This is a genomic window from Variovorax sp. M-6 (assembly GCF_052114385.1).
In the GTDB taxonomy this organism is placed as follows: Bacteria; Pseudomonadota; Gammaproteobacteria; order Burkholderiales; family Burkholderiaceae_C; genus Variovorax.
The window spans coordinates 38,050-58,707 of the sequence record NZ_JBFREQ010000002.1 but is presented as its reverse complement, the minus strand read 5'-3'; the positions used below and the strand labels follow the sequence as shown (position 1 = coordinate 58,707).

Genomic DNA, 20,658 nt, shown 5'->3' with positions numbered 1-20,658 from the left:
CGCGGTCATTTGTCGAGTTCCGGGTAGGCCCGGAAGATGCCGTCCTCGTTGAAGGCGATCCGCCGCGGGCTGCGCAGGTAGTCGCGCACCCGTTGCCGGCGGCGCACGTTGGCATGCAGCCTGGCGACCGCGGGGGTCTCCGCCAGCGCACGCGCCGTGGCCTTGGGGAAGGCATAGCGCAGCCCCGCCACCAGCTGGAACAGCGAGAGGTCGGCGTAGGTCAGCGCGTCGCCGACCAGGTGCCGGTCGCCGTCCGGATTGCGCTCGAGAATTTGCTCGAACCAGCCGAGAAACTTCGGAATGCGCTCCTCGCGGAAGGCCTTGGCGCGTGACTGCGCCGCCTCGCGCTGGTCTTCGTAGTAGAGCCCGGTCGACAGCGGATGGTGCGTGTCGTGCGCCTCGGCCACGCAGTCGGCGACGGTCAGCTGGATCTGGTGCGTCCAGAGACCGTCGGCCTCGCCCACGCCCGCGAGCCCGAGGCGCGGCCCCAGGTACAGCAGGATCGCCGCGGTCTGGCCGACCACGATGTCGCCGTCGACCAGGAAGGGCGGCGCGAACGAAGGTCGCGGGTTGGCCGGATCCCCGAGCCGGCGTCCCAGATTCGATTCGCCGCCGCCCTTGGATGGCGCTTCGCGCGCGACGTCGACATAGGCGGCACCGGCGGCCTCGAGCGCGAGGCGGACGAATTCGCCGCGGCCCTGGATCGTGGGCCAGTAGTGGAGCTGGTAGGTCAAGCGTCCTCCGCGTGACGATGGGGAGACTGCAAGGATACGGGGCGGCGTCTCGCCGTGCCCGCTACACTCCGGCTTCATGAGTCCCTCGGCTTCCCTCCGCGTCCAGCGGCCCACGGCAACGATCCCGCCCCGCGCGATGATCGCCGCCGTGCGCGCACGCCGCGTGTCGGTGCTGCTGCCGGACCTCCAGCCGGCCGCAGATTCCTAGGCCCGGCAGTCCGCTTCTTTCCCCTTTCAGCGCAAAATATCGACCGCCGGGCATCCAAGCCGCGCATCAGCGGCCGGCTCCCCGGGGTCGGTTCGCGTTCGACTGGAGAAGCTTCTCGTGATCCTCACGATGCCCACCTTGTGGCCCCCCTGGCTTGCGCGCCTGACGGAACTGCGCATCGACGTCAACCACGGCCCGAAGCGGCTCGACGGCGAGATCAGTTCCATCTACGACCGCATCCACAAGCCGGGCGACCGGCTGCATGGCATTCCCGAAATCCCGCTGAGCGACCCCGAACTCGTGATCCGGCATCGCGAGGCCGACGGCGAGTTCTATGTCTACGTGGAAGACATCCGCCGCAGGCAGCTGGCCGGCTACACCGTCTTCAACCGGCTGATCGAAGTGCATCGCCGCGCCGACCGCTACGTCCGGGCGCCGCATTCCAAGTACGACCCGCAGTACCAGCGGCGCGGACTGGCCACCGCCGTCTACCGCTGGGGACTGGATGCAGGCCTGTGCCTGCTCACCGGCGCGCGGCAGTCGCCCGCCGCCCACGCGCTCTGGCACAAGCTCGCGGCCGACTACGAACTGGGCTACGTCGACCTGCGCGACAAGACCCTGACCTACCTCGGGCACGAGATCTCGCCGCAGGTGCTGGGCGAGTTGCACACGCGCATGCTGCTGCTCGGCCGCGGCTGGACCCTGGCCCGTTTCACCGCCGCGACCGGGATGCGCTGAAGGGCCGAGGACGCTCGACCGACCCCGTCCACCTCATCGAATTGACCGAGAATCCGGGCCGATGCGCTTGACGATGGCCCGCCCCCTGATGTTGATTGCCGGGCTGCTGCTTGTTGCAGCCCCGGCAGCGGCCGACGAGCGCGCGCAGACGCTGGCGCGGCAGAACGGTTGCATGTCCTGCCACGGCATGGTCCACAAGCAGGTCGGCCCCGGCTTCGCGCAGGTCGCGGCACGCTATCGAGCCGATGCCGCGGCGCCCTCGCGCCTCGCGGGCCGGATCCGCAGCGGCAGCGTCGGCACCTGGGGCCGCGTCATCATGCCGCGGCAGCCCCAGGTGAGCGAGGCCGAGGCGAAGCTGCTGGCGCAATGGGTGCTGGCGCAGCCCTCACCGCCCTGAAGCGGCGGCCGCTCAGTGAGCGACCGATTTCGAGAACGCATTGACGACCACGACACCCGCAATGATGAGTCCGAGACCGACGATCGCCGGGCCGTCCAGCGACTGGCCGAACCAGAGCCAGCTGACGAGCGAGATGAGGACGATGCCGACGCCCGACCAGATGGCGTAGGCGATGCCCGTCGGCAGCACGCGCAGCGCAAGCGACAGGAAATAGAAGGAAATGGCATAGCCGGCCACCGTGGCCAGGCTCGGCCACAGCCTGGTGAAGCTGTCGGAGGCCTTCAGAAAGCTGGTCGCCAGGACTTCAACGACGATCGCGACGGCAAGGTAGACGTAGGTGAGGGACATGCGCGCACTCTACCCAATGGCCAAAGACGCGCGGTCCTCGATCGCCGAGACGCGTGGCCGCACCGGCGATCTCGCCCAACCTGGTCAGGCCGGATCGAATCCTGCGATCTGCCCGAGTGCCGACGCCAGCTCGCGCTCCTCTGCGCGGTCGAGCTGAAGCCTTTGGAGTTCGGCCCGGTAGCAGGGCAACATCAACGCCGCCGTCAGGGCGTGCACATCGTTGCTTCGCGCAAGGTAGTCGTTGCACGCGGCAATGCTTCGATGGATGTCAAGCGCCAGTGCCACGCGGGCGGAAGTGCGTTGTCGCGGTTCATGGAATTCAAGCGCCTCCATACGACCCCATGTCGGCCTTCACCCCGAGCCCTTGCATGAACGCCGGCGGATCGAACCCTTCCTCGGCGTACCTCTTCTGGATCAGTGCCCTGGCCGCAGCCATCGCGTCCGCGCTCGCCCACTCGACCACCGTCGCCACATTGAATTCGCTGGTGTCGCCCACCTGGGTCAGCACCAGGTTCTGCCTGCATCCGGGCATGGCGCCCAGCGCCCGGTCGACCCAGCGCAAGCGTTCGAGAAAGACCGCAACTACGTCCTGGGGCACCGCGAACTTGTCGATGCGATACACGGAACCCGATACCTGGTTTGCCATTGAAAACTCCTTTGGATGCGCGCTGGATTGCCCGCAGGACCTGAAGTTTCAAACCTCAAGTAAAGTTGAGGTCAAGCGATTCCGGAAAATTCATGCTGAAACCAGAAGACATCTCCGCCACGCTCTCGGTCGGCGAAGTGGCGCAGCGCAGCGGCGTGCCCGTGTCCACCCTCCATTTCTACGAGGCCAAGGGCCTGATCAGCAGCCACCGGACGGACAGCAACCACCGCCGCTATCCGCGCGCCGTGCTGCGGCGCGTCGCCTTCATCCGCGTCGCGCAGCGCGTGGGCATCGCGCTGTCGGACATCGCCGAAGCCCTGGACACCCTGCCCACGTCGGCCGCGCCCAGCCGCGCAGACTGGGCGCGGCTGTCCGCCAACTGGAGGGCCGAGCTGGACGAACGCATGGCGCAGCTCAAGAAGCTGCGCGACACGCTCGACGATTGCATCGGCTGCGGCTGCCTGTCCATCGACCGCTGCCGGCTGCGCAACCCCCTGGACAAGCTGGCGGCGGAGGGGCCGGGCGCGCAACGCCTGTGGGTCAGGCACGAGGCGACCGACTGAGCGCACGCCTGACGGCCTGACACCGATGCGACCGGGATGCGCCACAGGGCCGGCGACACTCGCGTGCGACCCGCAACCCGTCACCCCTGGATGGTTCATGCACACACAACCCCTCTTCGCGATGACGGAGCGACAAGCTCTGCACCAGGTCATGCGCAGCTACCCGCTCGCCACGCTGATCACGGCGGCGACCGGCACCGTGGAAGTCAACCTGCTGCCGCTCGAGCTGTCCGACCATGGCCCTCACGGCCGGCTGTCCGGCCACGTGGCACGGACCCACTCGCTGTGGACGACGGCATGTTCGCCAGGGTTCGAAGCAACCGTCGTGTTCCAGAGCCCGAACGCCTACATCTCTCCCCGCTGGTACGTCAACGGCCAGCGCAGCGGCCGCAATGCGCCGAGCTGGAACTACGTGGCCGTGCAGGCCCGGGGCTCGCTGCGATTCATCGAGGAGGCCGGCTGGATGGCTGCGCACCTGGCATCGCTGACCGCAACGCAGGAAGCCGCACGGGCAGAGCCCTGGTCGGTCGACGACGCCGCGCCCGGATTCCTGACTGAAACGGCGCGGAGGCTCGTGGGTTTCGAGATCGAGATCCGGGAACTGGCCGGAAAGCGATTTCTCTCGCAACAGCGCACCGAGGCCGACCGGCAAAGCCTGGTGCACCACCTGTCGCTCGAAGCGTCGCCGGCCGCCCGCGCGGTCGCGACCCTCATCCGGCCCTAGCGGCTTCGGTTGGCTACCAGCGCACCTTCTCAATCGCTTTCAATGAGGATCGGCGGGCGCGCCGAGCGCACGAGCTGGAAGCCCTCGCGCCGCACCGCGTACAACGGCAGCCGCATGCCGGCCTGCTCCGCTTTGCGGCGCAGCCGGCTGGCGATGACGTCGAGCCGCTTGGGATCGAAGTCCCGGGCATCGCGGTCGATGCTCCGGATGACCAGTTCGCGGCTCACGGCCTCGCCGTCGGCTTCCATCAGGCACGCCACGAAGGCGCGCTCGGTGGTGGTGAGCTTGAGCTGCAGGCCCTGCGGATCGCGCAGCACCCAGCCGCCCTCCGAGAGATGCCACGCGCCCGGGGCTTCCAGCGCCATCGGTGGTGCCGGCAGCGGCGATGCGGCCGGCGGCATCATGGCCCGCACCCGGCGGCCCAGCGCATGGATGGTCGCCACCAGCTCCTCGATGTGGAGCGGCTTGACCATGTAGACATCGGCGCCATGCCGAAGCGCGTCGATCCGGTCTTCGACCGCCCCCCGGGCCGAGGCCATGACGATGCCGATCGGGCCCGAGGCCCGCAGCGCCGACGCAATGGACAGGCCATCTTCGCCGCGCAGCCCGATATCGAGCACCGCGACCTCGCACGGCGCGAGCACATGGGCCTTGTAGAACGCCGCGGCATCGGCCACGCCGCGCACCTCGAAGCCGGCGCGCTCGAGCAGCAGCACGATTTCCTCGCGCAGGTCGTCGTCGTCTTCGACCACGCAGACGCGAAGCGCAGAGGATGCGTCGGCCCGGTTCATGCGCCGCGCCCGCGACGCGGCACCGGAACCCGGCGCTCAGTGCGCTGCGGGCCCATGCGACAGCGGCAGTTCGAAACGAAACACCGAGCCCCGGGCATCGGAGCGCAGCAGCACGACCGTGCCGCCATGCCCACGCGCGATCTCGCTGCACAGGAAGAGTCCCAGCCCGGTGCCGCTCGCACGATGCGAGTCCGCGCCACGAAAGAAGCGCTCGAAAATTCTTGTCTGTTCATCCGCCGGAATGCCTTCGCCATGGTCCTCGACGTCCACCCAGGCGATCCGGTCGCGGACGACGAGGCTGATGCCGACGTCGCGAGCCGTCGGCGAGTACTTGAGGGCATTCTGCACAAGGTTGTGCAACGCGATCTCGAGCAGCGCCCGATCCCCTCGCAGCGGCACCGCATCGCGAGGCAGCGCCAGCCGCACCCGCGACCGATCGGCGGGGCCGAGGGACTGGGGCATCGCCTCGATCAGCGCGCGCAGGTCGATCGGCTCCGCCTTCAGGACCACGCGATCGGCGTGCAGCCGGTCTTCCGCCAGGCAATTGACGACCAGCAGGTTGAGCCTCTGCACCGCGCGCCGGATCTTGGCCAGACGCGGCTGCAGCTCGACGCCGGGCAGGCCTATCGACTGCGCGGTCGCATCGATCACGGCGAGCGGCGTGCGGAACTCGTGCGACACCAGCGAAACGAACTGACGCTGCTGCCGCAAGGCCCCACGCTCGGCCGCCAGCGCGACCTGCAGCTGGCCTTCGGCCTGCCGCCGCAGTTCGATCTCGTCGGCCAGCAGCGACAGGCTCCGGTCCAGCTCCAGGGTGCGAAGCCGCACTTTCTCCTCGAGTTCTCGCTCGGCTTTCAAGGCATCGTCCAGCGCGCGCCGGCGCGCATGCCGCAGCTGGATCTCGGCCCGTCGCGTGCGGTCCGCGACGGTGACGGCGAGCACCAGCATGTAGATCAGCCGCACCGCCGCCCAACTCGGCCCCAGGCCTTCGTCGGGGCCGATGTCCGCCAGGCCCAGCCAGCGAAGCCGGCCCAGTGCGCTCGACAGCGCAATCAGCAGCAGCATCGCCGCCGGCCAGGCGAACTGCCATTGCTGCTTGACGAGGATCAGCCAGCCCACCATGCCGGCGCCCGCGAGCAGGCCCGCCAGGTCGATGACCGCGCTCCACGGCCCCAGCCAGTCGTGCTCGCCGACCAGCGCCGGGACGCCGGCCAGCAGGGTGAGCAAAGCGAAGACATCCACCACAGTCGCGGCCCGCGGCGCATGGCGCCTGAAGTCGAACAGGCGCGACACGAACAGGATGGTGGTCGCCTGGAACAGCGCCTGCAGGGCGCCGCGCAGGCTCAGGCTGCCCACCACTTCCGGCACCGCCATCGAAGGCAGCGTCTGCCAGGCATGCAAGGCCACCGCCGAGAACATGACGAGCGCGAAGTGGAGGAACAGCGCGTCGCGCAGCCAGCGCCAGAAGATCAGGTTGAGCATCAGCAGCGCGAAGGCCGCGCCCATGCTGGTGTTGAGGTAGAGGCTCAGCTGGCGCTGCTGGCGCTCGAAGCCGGCGGGCTGCAGCACTGCGAAGCCGTCGACGCCGGGTGTGTTCTCCAATCGCAGGTAGTGGTGCACCCCCGGCCGCTCGGGCTCCAGCTGCAGCGCAAAGAACAGTTCCGTGCCCACGTAGCGCCAGTTCAGCGGGTACTCGCGCCCGGCCTGGGGCGCGGCCTCGCCGGCCGGCGTCGAAGGGGCATACAGGAGTGCCGTGCCGGGCCGCACGGCCCGCACGCGCAGCAGCCACTGCGGCGGCGCGCCCGGGGTTCTCGCGAGCGCCAGGCGGACCCAGCACACCATGCCGTCCCCGCAACGCAGCGAGCCGCTGTCGGCCGCAACGAAGCCGGCATCGTGCCGGCCCGACAGCACGTCCTCGGGCGGCAGCGACGCGGCCGGGCCGCGCAGCACCTCGATGGCGCCGGCCAGGGCGAACGGCTGCGACACGCCATCGTTGGCATCCACCGTGGCCGCCCGCGCCGGCCATGAGGCGCCGAGTCCGACGCTCAGGACCCACGCGATCAGGACACGGCGACACCAGGCAAGATCAGTGAAGGTGCGCAGTCCCTGCACGGCTGACCGCGATGAAGACCTTGCGGACGCGCACGGCATGGCGCAGGGACGCGACCCCGCCGAGCTTGGATCCCTTGATGCCGGGCGTCACGGTCAGGCTCGCGGATGGACGGGAACGCGGGCTCAATGTCGCAGAAGGGTTGTTGGCTGGAGCTTGAAAATGTAACAGTCCTGCGACTCAGTCACCCGAGCGGTTGATTTCGGTGCGTACGCGGGGGGTGACAGGCGCTCTTGAGCCATAGGCTTGAAGGGTTGCGGCTTCGAGTTGCAGCGAGGCGGGCGGAGAATGCGACCATGACACTTGGTCGTACGTGGGCTGGCTTCGCGCGATCCGGGGCTGCCCGCACGAACGTCGGACCCAAGGAGTCCAGATGTCCTTGCTCAAGACCGTCCGCGTCGTCCGTGGGGTGCTGGACGGGCCCCTTGTTCGACCGGTGCGAGTGCGTTGGCAACGCGAGCTGTTCCTTTCAAGCGAAGGGGCCGGGGCCTACTATGGCGTGTTCGGCAGCTTCGCCGACGCCCGTGCCTGGCTTCCTCGGAGCAAGGAGTTCGACCATGCCCCGCTCGCAGCTCACTACATTGAAGTCCGCTGCAGAATGGTCTTTCCGTACGACTATCCCGTCATGCTGTGGCTCGAGCGCGCATTTCAAGGCGGGGCGGCCCGGGTGCTCGACTTCGGTGGGTCGGTCGGTGTGCACTACTACGCCTACCGCCGCTACATCGCCATGCCGGCCACCTTGGCATGGCGTGTGGTCGAGCTTCCGACGATGGTCTCCATCGGGCGAAGCCTGGCGGCCGCGAATGCGGCGACGGCCTTGTCATTCACCGAAGATCTGCCGCAGGCCGTCGTGGCGGCAGACAGTGACATATGGCTCTCCGCAGGCGCCATTCACTACATGGAGGACGCGCGACCTGCGCTGCTGCTGGAGCGGTGTGCCGTGCGTCCCAAGCACATCCTGCTGAACAAGCTTCCTCTCTACGGAGGCGAAGACTTCGTGACCTCGCAGAACATCGGCGATGGTTCATTCGCCCCGTTGCATGTCTTCAACCGAAGACGCTTCATCAGAGACATCGAGGAGGTCGGCTACACACTCTGGGACAGCTGGGCCGTGCCCGAACGCGCCCTGTACTTGAGCGGCGATTCGGAACACAGGCTCCCAAGCTTCACCGGGCTGTATTTCGTGGACAGCCAGCTCATCCCCGACAAGTCGAGAGTGCCCCCCTACAAGGCGGTCGACTTTCGCTTCCTGTAGCGATGGCCGGTCAGGCCAGGCGCCGCGCGCTCACTTCGCCGGCGCCGGTCGCACGCTCAGCGCCACCGATTCGGTGATGTTCGCAACCACCTGGTCGCCCACCTTCACCTCGCGCAGCACCTGCGGATCGCGCACGTGCACGTCGGTCAGCTGGCCACTGGTCCCCCTGAGCGTGACGATCTTCTTCTTGCGGTCGACGCTGAAGACATTGGCCACGATGGTCGTGCGCGTGGTGGCGACGCCGCCCGGCCTGGCGCCCTTCGCGGCCACGGCGGCCGATTCGGTCTCCACCCGCTCGCGGATGCCGTCGCCGCCCTTCCTCAGCGCCAGGGCGACGCCGATGCGGTAGCTCAGGCGGACCCGGTCGCCGACCTTGACCTGCTCGAGGTTCCTCACGGCCGGATCGACCCGCAGATCGGAGATATCGCCCCTCGGGCCCTTGATCGACACGATGCGGTTCGCCACGTCCACCGCGGTGATCTCGCCGGTGACGGAGAGCACGGCCGAGCCGCCCCGGGCGTCCTCGAGCTCGATGGCCTTGCGGGCCGGCTCGGTCTGCGCACTGGCGGTGCCGGCGAAAAGGGTCAGTGCGGCGCATGCCGCGATCAAAGCCTGTCTTTGGTGAATGTTCATGTTTGACCTGCGTGGGTGAGTGGGCGCACTCACCTTACGCGCGCGCAGATCGAATGTCACTTGCACTTTGGTGCAAGTGCGGCAGGCGAAGAAAAACCCGCTACGTCGGTGAACGTGCGGGTTTTGGGGCTTGAAGAGCCGATAAAGAGGGGTATCTGGTCCGCCGCCAGAAACCACATTCGCCCCGCAAACCCGCATGAATGCTGGGCTCGAGGACACGGCGGGCAGAATATGCCCCCAAATGTGCCCCCAAGCCCGGAAAAATGACGAAACTGACCGATGCCAAGCTCCGAAACCTGACCGCCCTTGGAAGGCACTTTGATGGAGGCGGCCTGTACCTCGAGGTCACTGCAGCTGGTGGTCGCTACTGGCGGATGAAGTATCGGTTCGGAGGCAAGGAAAAGCGCCTGGCATTCGGTGTGCATCCGACCGTTGGCTTGAAGGAGGCACGGGAGCGACGGGATGCGGCCAAGCAGGCTCTCGACCGCGGCATCGATCCCGGCGAGCAGCGCAAGGCAGCAAAGGCCCAGGCCGCCTTCGAGGCGGTCAACACGTTCGAGGCCGTCACGCGCGACTGGTTGGCGCACCAGGCGGGGCGGTGGGAGGCGATCACGCTGCAGCGAACCCAAGCCTCGCTCGAAGCCGACATCTTCCCGGAGCTGGGAAAGCGACCGATGGCCAGCATCTCGGCCCGCGAAGTCATGCAGGCCGTGAAGAAGATCGAGGCTCGTGGCGCCAGCGAGATGGCCACGCGGGTGCTGCAGCGGATCAAGTCCGCATTTCGGTTCGCGGTGACGCATGAGCGGATCGAGAGCAATCCGGTGCTCGACCTCGTGCCCTCCGAGATCCTGAGGCCGCGAAAGATCCAGCATCGGCCAGCGCTCGCAGAGGGGGATCTGCCCGAGTTCCTGGCGAAGCTGGATGCCTACGAGGGCGACCCGCACACGTTGCACGCGCTTCGCTTGTTGATGCTCACAGCAGTGCGGCCAGGTGAGGTGCGGGGCGCTCGCTGGAGCGAGTTCGATCTGCCTGCGGCGCTTTGGCGCATTCCCGCAGAGCGCATGAAGATGCGCGCCGCGCACGTCGTGCCACTATCGAAGCAGGCGGTCGCAGTGGTGGAAGCGATGCAGCCGCTCAGCGGCGAGCGTGAACTGACTTTCCCGAGCCCGTTCTATCCGAGCAAGCCGCTGAGCGAGAACACGCTCAACAGCGCGTTGGCGCGCATGGGCTACAAGGGTGAGGCCACCGCCCACGGGTTTCGTGCGCTGTTCTCCACGGTGGCGAATGAAGCGGGCTGGAATCCCGATGTGATCGAGCGACAGCTCGCGCACGTCGAACGCAACCAGGTCAGGGCGGCTTACAACCGAAGCGCTTATCTGGCCGACCGCGCCAAATTGCTCCAGTGGTGGGCGGACTACTTAGAGGGACGAAAGGCCAGCAAGTCTGACGGCCTTCCCCTCGCTACCCAGCTACGCAACGAGCTGGATCAAGCCATCTAGGCATCCAAAGGGCTCGTTCGGACCACAGATGTCGTTGGCAATGTTGGTTCGCATGTCCGCTCTGTATTTCGAAAGCAGTCAGTAACAATCTCAATCTTTGGATCGTCTGGGTTTTCGAGTGAAAAGCTGTTGCTCGGCCCAAAGACTCAACATGCCAGATTGGTCCGAGACAACGGTTTTTCCACTAGGCGTAAAAACTGTCACGAATGACTCTTCGATTGGCCTCGCAATTGTTTTTTCTGCATTCATCCATCCCATTACCCTCTTCTGAGTCAATGATTCAAGGATGCTGGATGTCGTTGTGCCATGCTTTGCCGCGAATTCAACAAAATCCAGATCGTCACACCGAAGGGTTCCGTCTTGAGCCGCACGCATCAACGCGACAGATTCCACCACGTTCGTATCGTGTGGCGTCCACGTTGAATCTTCTGGCTCAACATCGACGCTTGGGAGATGTTCAATGAAGTCCATCATAAAACCAGTCTGCCTCCTACCGTCAATCTCCCCATCAAAATACTTTTGGCGTAGAAAGGGCGCGAGTTTCTCTTGGTTTAGAGAGTCGTCCATGGGCAGCAGAATGTCGAGTTCAGTGCCAATCTTCGTCCACAACATCTCAAGCATGAGGCGTGTGGGATTTTCAGCATTGGATGCCATGGTGTTCCACCACCCCTCTACGTCATCCTGCCGGTCACAGTAGGGCATACCGTTGAGCTTTAGAACCGAATTGTTTCGGCAGACCACCAATGAGGGCAACGACATCATTCCTCTATCCGGACCTGGCCCCTGCCCAAGCAGATAACTGCTGATTCCTTTGCGAAGACTCAGTTCGTCCACATAACCTTCGTAGCCCAAAATGATGCGAACAGGGGCTAGATGTTCCATCAGAGTTATGTGATGAATCATCTGAAGCGGCTCAGGTAGGCCACTCACATCGGAAAACTTCGGGTAAAACCCAGTCGCTCTGGCAAAGTTCTTATGGGCAAAAGCAATGCTTTTTCCACTGTAGCCACCGGACGCCTCGAAGGCTTTGTGAAGTTGAGCGACTTTCATCATTTTTGTGAAAGCATCGGCAAGTGAGTCGCCATAGAGGGTCTTCTTCACCTCAAAGACAGCTAGCACGTCTCGTATAGGCCAAACCACCTTATCTGTATAGGGAATTTTTCGGCCTTCACCCTTTACCAGCAAAACATCGGCTTGATTGCTTTTCTCGCCAGCAAGGCCTTCTATGAATCCCTCAACAACCTGCACTCCCAACTCATTTGGGATTGCACGCCCGACAATATCTCGGGTCAGTCCCTCGTACATATCGCCGATAGTCGGGCCATGCTTAATGTCATGCCGCTTCAACACCGCTGCCTCTTTAGTTCTGAGAGCCTCTAGCAATTCCGATAGTGAAGTAATCATTTCTAAAAAATTGTTATTTCAGTCTATGTCACATGGCAAACAAGAGAAGGAAAATTTCGAGGCGGAATTGACAGCATCTCAGGGGTGAAGGCACGAAGGCCTGCTTCCAATTTGAAGCACGCATTGCTCCAAATGGATTAACCTTCTACTCCCGGCCGAACGCGGTCACATGCTCTAGATTTGCCTGTTTGCACGGATGCCATTTCATCCAGCACATGTCCGCAAATCCAGCAGACGTGCCAGCGCTTTTGCGTACTCCAACGGGTCTCCCAATGTGAAATTCGAACCGGATGTGTTTGAGTTTCTGAAACCCGCCCAACTGGCAAGGTCCGCGACCAGCCACGCCGGTGCTGTCTTCTGATAGTGGATTCGCAGATACCGCTCGCCATTTCGCAGGTCGTAGAGTTCCATCGAGCTCAGCTTGAAATCGTTCTGCAAGAACTTCAGCTTGGAGAAAGGCTCCTTTCCCGGCGGACGTATGCCATCGGACGTCAGCCAGCGGCGCAAGCCTGACACCTCGTAGATGCTGCGCAGCTCGTCGGTTCGGTCCGGCGGCCACGACTCGGCCCTCGGCGCTGTCGCTTGTGCACTGAGAGGCCGGGCTGGAGGGATGGTGGAGGCGGGCGGGCTGGTGGGGTGCGTGGCGCGGAACCTCGCAACTGCCGGCGGGGCGCTCGATACGGTCGGCAGCGCCGTGGCGTTGCCCAAGAGTCGATCCAAAATCGGTCGACCGCCCAAGCACTTCAAGCCGAGTGAAGCCGGCAGCGCTTGGGACTTCGGATAGACGACGACGTTTGCCCGCGTGCTGGGGTAACTGAAGCCCCAGTTGTCGATGCTGCGTTGAATCACGAGCAGCTTATCGGTCTCATCGGCGAGGAAATGCGCAAGCTCCCGGGCGTGCGCGCTGCTCGGCGCCTTGCGAATGAGTTCACGGCTACCGAACTTCGCGGAACGATACGGCACCATCTGAAGAACAACTACACGTCGAGAGATCTCATCGTATGCGTCATCCAGCGAATAGCCCCGCTCGCCCGCCAACGCCTGGGCGATTTCGGCGAACCCACCGCCCGTTTTCCAGTAGCTGGCACCAGGCGAATCCTTCAGGTCAGAACGTACGTCGTAGAACGCTCGAGCGCCAGGTGCATGTGTCTGGTGGAGATTCGCGGCCAAGCACTCATCGAGCACAGCGGCGCCGTCGGGGTTGCGCTGGCGCCATGCGGCGTCCTTCGCCGCATCGAAGTTCGGATTGAGCATGAAGAGCACGATGTCTGCGTGACGAATGCTCCCGTTGGCGGGAATGGGTGGCACCTGCAGATGAAGCTGATGTGGGCCGGGTGGCCCTGCAGCCACGAAAGGCTCATCTTTGGGGTGGACGAAGCGGTCTCGCGAATGCGTCCCCATCTCCCTCCAGAACTCTTCGAACCGCTTGATTCCGTCCTGCACCGCATTCCTTTCGCCGCGACGCGGCCGTCATGCCGTGGAGAGTACCAAGGCTCAGCCTTCGAGCGCACACATCCCGCCCCAGACCCCCGGCGCGCTATCGAGACCCCGCCCCGCCGGCGGGCTAAATGTCCCTCGTTCATCGAGGGTGTCGGGAGGGCCTTCAGCCAGCGCTGGCGCGGCTTTCGAGACCCTCGGAAGGGGTCGGGACGTGACGAGATTCGACGGGTTCTGACGGCCTCTCCGCGCCTCGGCCGCGAGCTCGTGACGTCACGCGCCCAAAGAAAAAGGCACCTGCAATCCGCAGGTGCCTCTCAGCGTCGATTGATAGCTACGGCCGTGACGTTACGCGGCGGACTCCAGCTGCTCCGAGCCGGTGCCGCCCTGGCCTTCCGCCATCGCCCGCCTCTTCCGATCGAGCGCGACGGCCGCCGGCGTCGTGAAGTGCCTGCGATCGTTGAACGGGCCGAGGTCCAGCGCGCCCAGCTCCTCGACCCGAACCCGGTCCCATTCGGGCAGCTCGCGGGCCAAGTCCATCAGCGCCTTCCAGACGAACTGGGCGCGCAGCTGGTCGACGTCGTCGGACAGCTTCTCGATGTCGCGATTGCCGGGGATGTGCGTCGCCAGCGCTACCGCGCGCCCCATGGCCTGGCCGCACTCCTCCAGCGCCTGGCAGACCTCCATGCGCGCGTAGGCCGCGCGTGCGTGCGCATGCGCCACCCGGAAGGCCTCGGCGATGCAGGAGGCCTCAGCCCTCAGCTCGAGCGCGCCGGCCTCCGACTGGGCGAGCGCGCTGCGCAACTCTTCGGCGATGGCCAAGGCATCGTTCTTGGCGAAGAGCGCGGCCTTCACCTCCTTGGTGACGATGTGGCTCGCCTTCGCGAACAGGCTCTGGAAGGTGCCTTGCGCCTCGGCAGCGCTGGCCTCGTGCGCGGCAATCTTGGCCCTCAGATCCGCCTGCACGGCCAGCATGTCGGCGTAGCCCTTGCCGGGGCCCTCCTCGTGCGCTTGGCGCGCGCCCGCCAGGTCCTTCAGGGCGTTCTTGTAGGCCTGCGTGGCCTGGTCGAGGTCTTCCTTGATGTCGCTCATGTTGGTCTCCCCTCAGCAATCGGTCATGTGGATCTCGGCCTTGGCGGTCTTGCCGTCGGCGGTGGTGAATTGCAGCGTGGCCTTCTGGTCGGCGCCGACGAACTCGCCGGTGAGGCCATGGAGGCGCTTCCTGGCCTCGGTGTAGGCGGCGATGGCGGCCTGCAGGTTGTCGTTGGCCGCGCTGAACTCTTTGCGGGCCTGGATCTCGTTTGCGAACATTTTTTTCCCCTGTGGTGATGGTTGATGTGTGACAGCTGGCTTGAGATGACTCGACGCCTTCATCCGGTGTCGAGCCACTCGATGAAGCCGGCCTCGGTCAAGGCGTGGCGGATGCGGATCGAGGTGGCGGGCGTGAGCCGGGGCAGGAGCGCCCCAAAGGCCGCACGCAGCCTTTGCAGGCGCCCTCGATCGGCCGCGACGTCCTCCAGCAGCTGCTGGGCCTCTGCAGCGGCCTTCTGTGCCCTGGCCTTCTGCTCGGCCAGGTCGCGCCCGAGGATCTCCACCTGGCGGGCCAGGCGCATGTTCTCGGTCAGCAGCGTGCCGGCCACAGTGGTGGAGTGCGCCGCGGTCTCGGCCTTCTTCTTGGCGCGGTGCCGGCGTTGCCGCTCGGCCGGAGTGAGGACTCGACCAGGCTCGGCAACGGAGATCTCGGCAGGGGTAGGGACAGCCAGAACCGCTCGGTTTTCGTAGTTCATCGCCAATCCCGCCTAGAAATCTGGTGGGACATGTGGGACAAGTGGGACAACAAGCAATGGCGCGGGTTTGCGCCGTTTTGAACTCGTGGGACGCTGGTGGGACACGTGGGACAAATCGGCTGTTTGCTTACATTTGTCCCACCTGTCCCACGATGCGCTTTTGACTCGTGGGACGCGCAAACCCGCATGGATGCTGGATGTCCCACTTGTCCCACGTGTCCCACCGGTTTTTCAGCAAGGTCAAACCGGAGGGCGCTTTGGCACGTGATGGCGATCATTCGCCGCCCTCCAACACCTGCCTGTTCACCACGTAGACGCGCGTCAGGCCGAGACCCGGCAGCCGGGGTTTCTGGCTGGACTTGCCATCGTTGCCGGGCACCAGCCATTGCGCCGAGATCAGCACCTTGGTGGCGTGCCGGAGATCGAAGCCGGCGCAGACCTCGCGCTTGAACACCTCGGGCAGCACCAGGTACTCCCGCTCGCCGTCGATGTCCTTGCGGAAGAAGCCCGCGCGGTTCGCGACCCGCTGCTCGAAGCGTGCGGTCAGATCCTCGAAACGGCTGGAGCCGTGCACCTCGAAGAAGGCGCGCACCTGGTCCATCAGCGTTCGGTCTTCCCGATTGCCCGCGCTGCCGAATGTCTCGATCCAGCTCGCGAAGCACTGCGCCGCCGCTGCCGTCGACGCACCGGCCTTCCAGCCCGTGACCCCGGCCTTGGTCGCCAGTTCGCCCGCGATCGCCACCAGGCCGAAGCGTTGCGCCACGCGCATGACCTGGCCGGAGGCGTCCTTGGGCACCTGCGCGGCCACGAAGGCATCGATGCCGGCACGCACCTGCACCGCGAGGGTCGGCCGCTGCCGCACCAGGGCATCGAGCCATGCCGGGCCTGCTGCGCCGTGGAACTGCGCGCAGGCCCGTTTGAGATCCTGCGCCAGGCCGGCCGGCGTCTCCGAGCCGTTCAGCTGCTCGAACATGCCCATGCCGGCCCCTGCTTCGGCGTCGATCTCGACCAGGCGGATTTCCTGGCCGGCTTTGACCTGTTGGCCGCTCTTCGCCATGACGGATGCCAGGCTCTCTTCGCCGCTGGACAGGAAGACAAGCCGCCAGCTCTGCGCCTGGCGCGCGGCCCCGGTCTTGGTCGCTCTGCCCTTGCCCTGGCCGTTGGCGAGCATGTAGACCGCCTCGCCGGCGTCCTTGGCCGGGCACTCCGACAGTTCATCGAGGATCAGGATGCCGTCGTTGTGCAGCGCCGCGATGCCTTCGAGGCCGTTGGCGGTGAACCGCCAGCTGCGCTTGTACTTGGTGGGGTGTCCCCACACCGAGGACGCCACGATCTGCGCCGTGCTCTTGCCGGTCGAACTGGCTCCACGGAAGTGGAAGCCGCCCGAGTCGCCGCCGGCACACTCCAGCAGGGCACCGGAGAAGGCCGCAGCGATGCCGAAGACCAGGCGGCTGTTGCCCACGGCACGCGCGGCCACGGCCTCGCGCCACTGCGCCAGGTCGCCCGATAGGGCGAAGGCTGGCTCGACCGCATGCACGTTCTGGAACACGGTGATCTCGTCGCCCGAGGCGTACTCGCGACCGGGCATGACGAAGAGATCGCCGTGCCAGCCCATGCGGTTGACACAGCGCGCGAACCGGCCCGGGTTCCAGACAAGCATGTAGGTCTGCAGGTGTTGGCGGCCGCTCTGGTTCGCCGCGATGGTCAAGCCCTGGTCCGCGAGGGCCCGGCGCATGTCCGCGCCATCGGTCTGCAGCATCTGCGTCGGCAGCGCCATCTCGTGCTGCACGCCTGAAGGGTCCTTCCAGCGCAGCAGCACGCCCCAGGAGACGCTGTGCTCATCGCGCGTGCGCGCCACGACGTACAAGGTGCTGCAGATCCACGTGCGGCGTTCTGCGCCCGTCTCCGGGTCCCGCGCGACGAACCACACGCCGTCCTTGTCGGAGACCTCGTAGCGGCCATTGCCGAACTCCATGGTCTGGCGGCCGGCGAGCACGGTGACGGCCGCCGACAGCTGCGTGAGGGCGTTGCCCTTCGCCAGTTCGTGGTGGCTGCTCTCGCGGCGCGCACGCTCGACCTGGTCGGAGAGCATCGCGACACGCACGCCGAGGGCATCGGCCTCGGCCTTGCGGCAGCGCTCGAAGTCGACCACGGGCAGCGCAGCGAGGCGCTGCACGGCATCAGCGAAGGCCTCGGCGGAGATCGGTCCCATGGTGGTGGGCTCGGCCTTCGCTGCGACGTCACGCTTGCGCGGCTTCGTTGGCGTCTTGGCTGGCACCTTGGCCTTGATCGGCGCCGGTGCCTTGGTCGAAGCCTTGCCGGCCTTCTTCGACTTGCGGGCGAGCGCTTTCACTGGCGCATCCGCCTTGATGTCTTGCGCCGCATCAGCATCAGCAATGTCGGGCCTCTGGTCCTTCATGGCCGCCTCCAGTCGCCGCGGTCGGCCCACACGTCCGCCCAGTCCGCGCCCACGATCGGTGGGATGAGGGTGTGCACGCACACGCCGCAGGCATTGGCCCTGCGCTCCAACTCGCGCGCCGCGCGCTGGCCCGTCTCGTTCACGTCGTTGTCGCCGAACACATACAGCTCGTGCGGCGTGCGCGGCCACTGGAAGTTCTTCATGCCGGAAGCGGAGACCGTGGCCCAGGTGGGCACTCTGGATCCTTCGGCCGCTGCCAGAGCGGTTTCGATGCCCTCGGCCACGCCCAGGCGGTAGGCGCCTTCGATGATGGCCGGAGGCGCCAGGCGGATCGCCGCGCCGCGCATGTCGCCCGTAGTGCCGGTGAGCTTCTTCGGGGTCGGCACATCGGCCTTCTTGCCGTCATCGGTGAGGTACGTGCGGTGCAGCGCGACCGTGGTCAGTTCGGCCGGCATGTGCGGGCCATCGGGATAGGTCTCGACCTGCACCGCAGCCAGCATCGCCGGATGCGTGCCGAGCTTGATCGCCTTGCCCTGGTCATCGATGTCCCAGTAGTCCAGCGATGGATGCAGGCGCAGCACCTCGGGCACCTTGACCAGGTCGAGGCCTCGGTTCTTGAGGTACTTGTGCACCGGGTCGCCTTCGGTGACCGCGACCGACTCGCGCCAGAGGGTGTCGATGCGCTCGCGGTTCTTGCGCATGGCGGCCGTCTTGTCGCGGTTGGACTGCGCGCGGTGCTCGGCCATGCGCTGCTCGTGCATGCGGCGCTCGGCCGGCGTCATGGCGTCGGTGTTGGTCGCGCACCAGGTCACGTAGAGGCCCGTGCGCCAGTCCCAGAAGGCGCCTGCAGCCGTGCCATCGAGGTGCAGCACGTAGCCGCCGGCGGTGTCGCCCTTCTTGCTGTTGGTGCTGAAGCGGTGAATGCGGCCATCGGGGACGATCGACTCCGGCGCCGCCATGCCGTGCGCGGCCATGCTGGCGGCGAACTGGTCGACGGGGTGCATGGTGGCCTTGCTCATGCTGCGGCTCCTGCCTGAAGAGGTTGGATGCGCCAGGCAGCGCGGGCGAGGCGGCCGGGACGGCGCAAGGGGCGGACGGCGGTGCGTCGGGTCGGGGCCTTCACGGTGGCACCAGGCACTGCCGCAGCAGGGGCAGCAGTACCAGGCGCGACTGATGGCCGCGACGTCATCGGCTTGCGTCCGAAGGCCAGCTCGAAGAGCGTCGCTTCGACGCCCTGCAGGCAATCGGCCAGGCGGTGCACGGTGCCCGTGAAGGCCTCCACGTCGAACGCATGGTGGTCGCGGCAGCGGTGCCCGATGACGTCATAGAGCGCGCAGAACGTGTGGCGCACGCTGAAGACGATGCGGCCTTGCGCCTCGATGGCATCGGAGAGGTCCGAGCCGGGCGCTTCGTCGCGGCCGATGGCGGCCATGCCATCGATCAACGGCTCGGCCTTCGCGAGTTGCTCGCCGAGGTCGCGCAGCAGGACGGCCACGCTTTCCACGCGCATGTCGGCGGTGGTGTCGGCATTGGACGCGCCGCAGTCGCTGAGCACGCGCAGCAGCTCGCGCACGGCGCCGAGGACTGCATCGATGCGCTCGCACTGGTTGCGCAGCGTGGCACTGGTGTGCGGCGCAGGCGTTGAGGGAACGGGGGAAGAAGACGCGCCTGAACAGGCGTGGGATTGCGCAGGCGCGCAGGAGCAATCAGCCATGAATGGCCTCCAAGGATGTCGATTTGCAACAACCGACGCACCCGAGACCAATCGAGGGCGGCGGCTCGACGGGTTGGTCTACCGGGACATCCTTGCGGAAACCGGCCGGGCTCGCGCCCGCCCGCCGAGCCGCCAAAAATGGAGGCACGAACGACGAAGCCGCAGACCCTGCGGGGAAACTGCGGCTTGCGTCGCAGGATGTCAACGGGAGACCAATCCCGGCCACGCCTCTTTTTGACGTGACGGGCGTAGTATAGCCAGCGGCCTCCCAGAGGGCACACCGCGCTGCTAACGCCACCGACGAGAGCATGGGAACCGCAGCGCAGGGCTTCATGCGTGCGCCTTTCGGGGGTTCGGTGCAGGGCGTTTCGCGGTGGTGTCGATCACTTTGCGATGCGCCGCTTGGCTGGAGGATGCGCGCGGCGTCTTGGTCGCCGAGGCCTTGCGCACAGTGCGCGGCATCTGCGGCGCCTCGGCTTGCGCAGTGGATGGCCGCCCCGCCATCCATCGCTCGAGGTCCGACAGGCGCCAGGCCACGGCGCGCTCGCCGACGCGCACGGCCTGCGGGAAGGCACCGGCCTGAAGGTAGCTGTAGATGCTGCTCCTGCCGAGGCCTGTCAGGTGCTTGACCTCGGGCAGACGCACCAGGCGATCCACGGCGACGCTGGCCGGTTGTTGCTTCTTCTCTTTCATTGCTTTCTCTCCCTTTGCTGTGCGGTGCCGGCCCCATGCCGGCTTGCCGCTTTCGATCGACAACACTTCTCCATGCCTGCGCATCGGTGCGCAGGCACAGGCCTTCGAAACGGGTATGGCGCGCGCCAGGCGCGCTGGATTCGCCCTATGCGGGCGGCGGCATGGGCGAGGTGGGCAGCGTCATGAGCTGCTCGACCAGCACCTTGCGGCGCACGTGCTTGCTCAACGGCAGGCGAATCTTGGGATCAGGGATTGCGGACGGTGACAGCGTCCGGTGGATCTCGGTGACGGCGGCGAACGTGTGGCCGCAGGCCGTGTTGCTGCAGGCGAAGTAGGTCTCGCGAGAGAGGTCCGAAACCTCGTAGCTACTGCGAACGTGCGCGGTGCTCTTGCAGTGCGGGCATCGCATCTTCATGGCTGCTTGGCCTTCATTCTTCGTTCTCCCTGGTGCTTCTTTTTGTGCATGGGGAGATCGTCCAACGGGAGTCGCTTTCGTCCAAGCGATTCCCTTTGTAGATCGGCGATCTACAAACGTTGGTTGGAGTGCACGCAAGTCAG

24 protein-coding genes are annotated in these 20,658 nt (G+C 66.0%); 6 read left to right on the top strand and 18 right to left on the bottom strand.

What is annotated here, in order from left to right; all coding sequences use genetic code 11:
* Positions 1-5: 5 nt before the first annotated feature.
* Positions 6-734, bottom strand: a complete 729-nt coding sequence (locus AB4Z46_RS02715) for a glutathione S-transferase (protein ID WP_442281940.1) — start codon at positions 732-734, stop codon at positions 6-8.
* A 337-nt stretch (positions 735-1,071) separates the two neighbouring features.
* Between AB4Z46_RS02715 and AB4Z46_RS02710 the strand changes: the two genes are divergently transcribed.
* Both AB4Z46_RS02710 and AB4Z46_RS02705 read left to right on the top strand, forming a co-directional pair.
* Positions 1,072-1,680: an N-acetyltransferase gene (locus AB4Z46_RS02710; RefSeq protein ID WP_442282242.1), complete on the top strand. Its 609-nt coding sequence runs from the start codon at positions 1,072-1,074 to the stop codon at positions 1,678-1,680.
* A gap of 61 nt (positions 1,681-1,741) precedes the next feature.
* Entirely contained in the window at positions 1,742-2,077 is a 336-nt protein-coding gene (locus AB4Z46_RS02705; RefSeq protein ID WP_442281939.1) for a c-type cytochrome, read from the top strand.
* Positions 2,078-2,089: 12 nt separating this feature from the next.
* On the opposite strand, the gene AB4Z46_RS02700 is transcribed toward AB4Z46_RS02705, so the two are convergent.
* The 3 genes from AB4Z46_RS02700 to AB4Z46_RS02690 form a co-directional block, all read right to left on the bottom strand.
* On the bottom strand, positions 2,090-2,425 hold the full coding sequence (locus AB4Z46_RS02700; RefSeq protein ID WP_442281938.1) for an SMR family transporter: 336 nt from the start codon (positions 2,423-2,425) through the stop codon (positions 2,090-2,092).
* Between the two features lie 84 nt (positions 2,426-2,509).
* Positions 2,510-2,758, bottom strand: a complete 249-nt coding sequence (locus AB4Z46_RS02695; protein ID WP_442281937.1) for a hypothetical protein — start codon at positions 2,756-2,758, stop codon at positions 2,510-2,512.
* A complete protein-coding gene (locus AB4Z46_RS02690) occupies positions 2,745-3,071 on the bottom strand; it encodes an antibiotic biosynthesis monooxygenase (RefSeq protein ID WP_442281936.1) in 327 nt (108 codons plus the stop codon). Before AB4Z46_RS02690 ends, AB4Z46_RS02695 begins: the two co-directional genes overlap by 14 nt.
* 92 nt (positions 3,072-3,163) lie before the next feature.
* Between AB4Z46_RS02690 and soxR the strand changes: the two genes are divergently transcribed.
* Together soxR and AB4Z46_RS02680 are read left to right on the top strand one after the other, a co-directional pair.
* Entirely contained in the window at positions 3,164-3,634 is a 471-nt protein-coding gene (gene soxR, locus AB4Z46_RS02685) for a redox-sensitive transcriptional activator SoxR (protein ID WP_442281935.1), read from the top strand.
* A 97-nt stretch (positions 3,635-3,731) separates the two neighbouring features.
* Positions 3,732-4,358: an FMN-binding negative transcriptional regulator gene (locus tag AB4Z46_RS02680; RefSeq protein WP_442281934.1), complete on the top strand. Its 627-nt coding sequence runs from the start codon at positions 3,732-3,734 to the stop codon at positions 4,356-4,358.
* A gap of 29 nt (positions 4,359-4,387) precedes the next feature.
* Here the strand turns inward: AB4Z46_RS02680 and AB4Z46_RS02675 are convergent, their stop codons facing one another.
* The 3 genes from AB4Z46_RS02675 to AB4Z46_RS02665 all read right to left on the bottom strand — a co-directional run bounded on the left by AB4Z46_RS02675 (position 4,388) and on the right by AB4Z46_RS02665 (position 7,388).
* Positions 4,388-5,149, bottom strand: coding sequence for a response regulator transcription factor (locus AB4Z46_RS02675; protein WP_442281933.1), 762 nt, complete (start codon positions 5,147-5,149; stop codon positions 4,388-4,390).
* 36 nt (positions 5,150-5,185) lie between these two features.
* Positions 5,186-7,153 (bottom strand): ATP-binding protein, encoded by a 1,968-nt coding sequence (locus AB4Z46_RS02670; RefSeq protein WP_442281932.1) that lies wholly within the window; start codon positions 7,151-7,153, stop codon positions 5,186-5,188.
* An 82-nt stretch (positions 7,154-7,235) separates the two neighbouring features.
* Positions 7,236-7,388, bottom strand: a complete 153-nt coding sequence (locus tag AB4Z46_RS02665; protein ID WP_442281931.1) for a hypothetical protein — start codon at positions 7,386-7,388, stop codon at positions 7,236-7,238.
* A gap of 244 nt (positions 7,389-7,632) precedes the next feature.
* On the opposite strand from AB4Z46_RS02665, the gene AB4Z46_RS02660 reads away from it, so the two are divergent.
* Positions 7,633-8,514: a methyltransferase, TIGR04325 family gene (locus AB4Z46_RS02660; protein ID WP_442281930.1), complete on the top strand. Its 882-nt coding sequence runs from the start codon at positions 7,633-7,635 to the stop codon at positions 8,512-8,514.
* A gap of 30 nt (positions 8,515-8,544) precedes the next feature.
* Here the strand turns inward: AB4Z46_RS02660 and AB4Z46_RS02655 are convergent, their stop codons facing one another.
* Positions 8,545-9,147 (bottom strand): hypothetical protein, encoded by a 603-nt coding sequence (locus AB4Z46_RS02655; RefSeq protein ID WP_442281929.1) that lies wholly within the window; start codon positions 9,145-9,147, stop codon positions 8,545-8,547.
* Positions 9,148-9,410: 263 nt separating this feature from the next.
* Between AB4Z46_RS02655 and AB4Z46_RS02650 the strand changes: the two genes are divergently transcribed.
* On the top strand, positions 9,411-10,646 hold the full coding sequence (locus tag AB4Z46_RS02650; protein ID WP_442281928.1) for a tyrosine-type recombinase/integrase: 1,236 nt from the start codon (positions 9,411-9,413) through the stop codon (positions 10,644-10,646).
* 90 nt (positions 10,647-10,736) lie between these two features.
* Here AB4Z46_RS02650 and AB4Z46_RS02645 read toward each other — a convergent pair whose 3' ends face one another.
* The 10 genes from AB4Z46_RS02645 to AB4Z46_RS02600 form a co-directional block, all read right to left on the bottom strand.
* The gene (locus tag AB4Z46_RS02645; protein WP_442281927.1) at positions 10,737-12,050 is read right to left on the bottom strand and encodes a DUF6602 domain-containing protein; all 1,314 of its coding nucleotides are present in this window, start codon (positions 12,048-12,050) and stop codon (positions 10,737-10,739) included.
* 204 nt (positions 12,051-12,254) lie between these two features.
* Positions 12,255-13,493, bottom strand: a complete 1,239-nt coding sequence (locus tag AB4Z46_RS02640; RefSeq protein WP_442281926.1) for a hypothetical protein — start codon at positions 13,491-13,493, stop codon at positions 12,255-12,257.
* 342 nt (positions 13,494-13,835) lie between these two features.
* Positions 13,836-14,579, bottom strand: coding sequence for a hypothetical protein (locus AB4Z46_RS02635; protein ID WP_442281925.1), 744 nt, complete (start codon positions 14,577-14,579; stop codon positions 13,836-13,838).
* Positions 14,580-14,591: 12 nt separating this feature from the next.
* Positions 14,592-14,798 carry a hypothetical protein gene (locus AB4Z46_RS02630; protein ID WP_442281924.1) on the bottom strand — a complete coding sequence of 69 codons (207 nt, stop codon included), beginning with the start codon at positions 14,796-14,798 and terminating at the stop codon, positions 14,592-14,594.
* Between the two features lie 59 nt (positions 14,799-14,857).
* Positions 14,858-15,274, bottom strand: coding sequence for a hypothetical protein (locus AB4Z46_RS02625; protein ID WP_442281923.1), 417 nt, complete (start codon positions 15,272-15,274; stop codon positions 14,858-14,860).
* Between the two features lie 274 nt (positions 15,275-15,548).
* On the bottom strand, positions 15,549-17,693 hold the full coding sequence (locus tag AB4Z46_RS02620; protein WP_442281922.1) for a DUF927 domain-containing protein: 2,145 nt from the start codon (positions 17,691-17,693) through the stop codon (positions 15,549-15,551).
* Entirely contained in the window at positions 17,690-18,712 is a 1,023-nt protein-coding gene (locus tag AB4Z46_RS02615; protein WP_442281921.1) for a DUF7146 domain-containing protein, read from the bottom strand. Before AB4Z46_RS02615 ends, AB4Z46_RS02620 begins: the two co-directional genes overlap by 4 nt.
* Positions 18,709-19,266 (bottom strand): hypothetical protein, encoded by a 558-nt coding sequence (locus tag AB4Z46_RS02610; RefSeq protein ID WP_442281920.1) that lies wholly within the window; start codon positions 19,264-19,266, stop codon positions 18,709-18,711. The genes AB4Z46_RS02615 and AB4Z46_RS02610 overlap by 4 nt, the downstream gene beginning before the upstream one ends.
* A 471-nt stretch (positions 19,267-19,737) precedes the next feature.
* Entirely contained in the window at positions 19,738-20,100 is a 363-nt protein-coding gene (locus AB4Z46_RS02605; protein ID WP_442281919.1) for a helix-turn-helix transcriptional regulator, read from the bottom strand.
* Positions 20,101-20,245: 145 nt separating this feature from the next.
* Positions 20,246-20,515 (bottom strand): ogr/Delta-like zinc finger family protein, encoded by a 270-nt coding sequence (locus AB4Z46_RS02600; protein WP_442281918.1) that lies wholly within the window; start codon positions 20,513-20,515, stop codon positions 20,246-20,248.
* Positions 20,516-20,658 lie beyond the last annotated feature (143 nt).

Excerpts from the sequence above, each read along its gene's own strand:
- AB4Z46_RS02710 (WP_442282242.1), top strand. The coding sequence starts at position 1,072 with ATGCCCACCTTGTGGCCCCCCTGGCTTGCGCGCCTGACGGAACTGCGC.
- AB4Z46_RS02705 (WP_442281939.1), top strand. The coding sequence starts at position 1,742 with ATGCGCTTGACGATGGCCCGCCCCCTGATGTTGATTGCCGGGCTGCTG.
- AB4Z46_RS02700 (WP_442281938.1), bottom strand. The coding sequence starts at position 2,425 with ATGTCCCTCACCTACGTCTACCTTGCCGTCGCGATCGTCGTTGAAGTC.
- AB4Z46_RS02695 (WP_442281937.1), bottom strand. The coding sequence starts at position 2,758 with ATGGAGGCGCTTGAATTCCATGAACCGCGACAACGCACTTCCGCCCGC.
- AB4Z46_RS02690 (WP_442281936.1), bottom strand. The coding sequence starts at position 3,071 with ATGGCAAACCAGGTATCGGGTTCCGTGTATCGCATCGACAAGTTCGCG.
- soxR (WP_442281935.1), top strand. The coding sequence starts at position 3,164 with ATGCTGAAACCAGAAGACATCTCCGCCACGCTCTCGGTCGGCGAAGTG.
- AB4Z46_RS02680 (WP_442281934.1), top strand. The coding sequence starts at position 3,732 with ATGCACACACAACCCCTCTTCGCGATGACGGAGCGACAAGCTCTGCAC.
- AB4Z46_RS02675 (WP_442281933.1), bottom strand. The coding sequence starts at position 5,149 with ATGAACCGGGCCGACGCATCCTCTGCGCTTCGCGTCTGCGTGGTCGAA.
- AB4Z46_RS02660 (WP_442281930.1), top strand. The coding sequence starts at position 7,633 with ATGTCCTTGCTCAAGACCGTCCGCGTCGTCCGTGGGGTGCTGGACGGG.
- AB4Z46_RS02655 (WP_442281929.1), bottom strand. The coding sequence starts at position 9,147 with ATGAACATTCACCAAAGACAGGCTTTGATCGCGGCATGCGCCGCACTG.
- AB4Z46_RS02650 (WP_442281928.1), top strand. The coding sequence starts at position 9,411 with ATGACGAAACTGACCGATGCCAAGCTCCGAAACCTGACCGCCCTTGGA.
- AB4Z46_RS02645 (WP_442281927.1), bottom strand. The coding sequence starts at position 12,050 with ATGATTACTTCACTATCGGAATTGCTAGAGGCTCTCAGAACTAAAGAG.
- AB4Z46_RS02635 (WP_442281925.1), bottom strand. The coding sequence starts at position 14,579 with ATGAGCGACATCAAGGAAGACCTCGACCAGGCCACGCAGGCCTACAAG.
- AB4Z46_RS02630 (WP_442281924.1), bottom strand. The coding sequence starts at position 14,798 with ATGTTCGCAAACGAGATCCAGGCCCGCAAAGAGTTCAGCGCGGCCAAC.
- AB4Z46_RS02625 (WP_442281923.1), bottom strand. The coding sequence starts at position 15,274 with ATGAACTACGAAAACCGAGCGGTTCTGGCTGTCCCTACCCCTGCCGAG.
- AB4Z46_RS02620 (WP_442281922.1), bottom strand. The coding sequence starts at position 17,693 with ATGAAGGACCAGAGGCCCGACATTGCTGATGCTGATGCGGCGCAAGAC.
- AB4Z46_RS02615 (WP_442281921.1), bottom strand. The coding sequence starts at position 18,712 with ATGAGCAAGGCCACCATGCACCCCGTCGACCAGTTCGCCGCCAGCATG.
- AB4Z46_RS02605 (WP_442281919.1), bottom strand. The coding sequence starts at position 20,100 with ATGAAAGAGAAGAAGCAACAACCGGCCAGCGTCGCCGTGGATCGCCTG.
- AB4Z46_RS02600 (WP_442281918.1), bottom strand. The coding sequence starts at position 20,515 with ATGAAGATGCGATGCCCGCACTGCAAGAGCACCGCGCACGTTCGCAGT.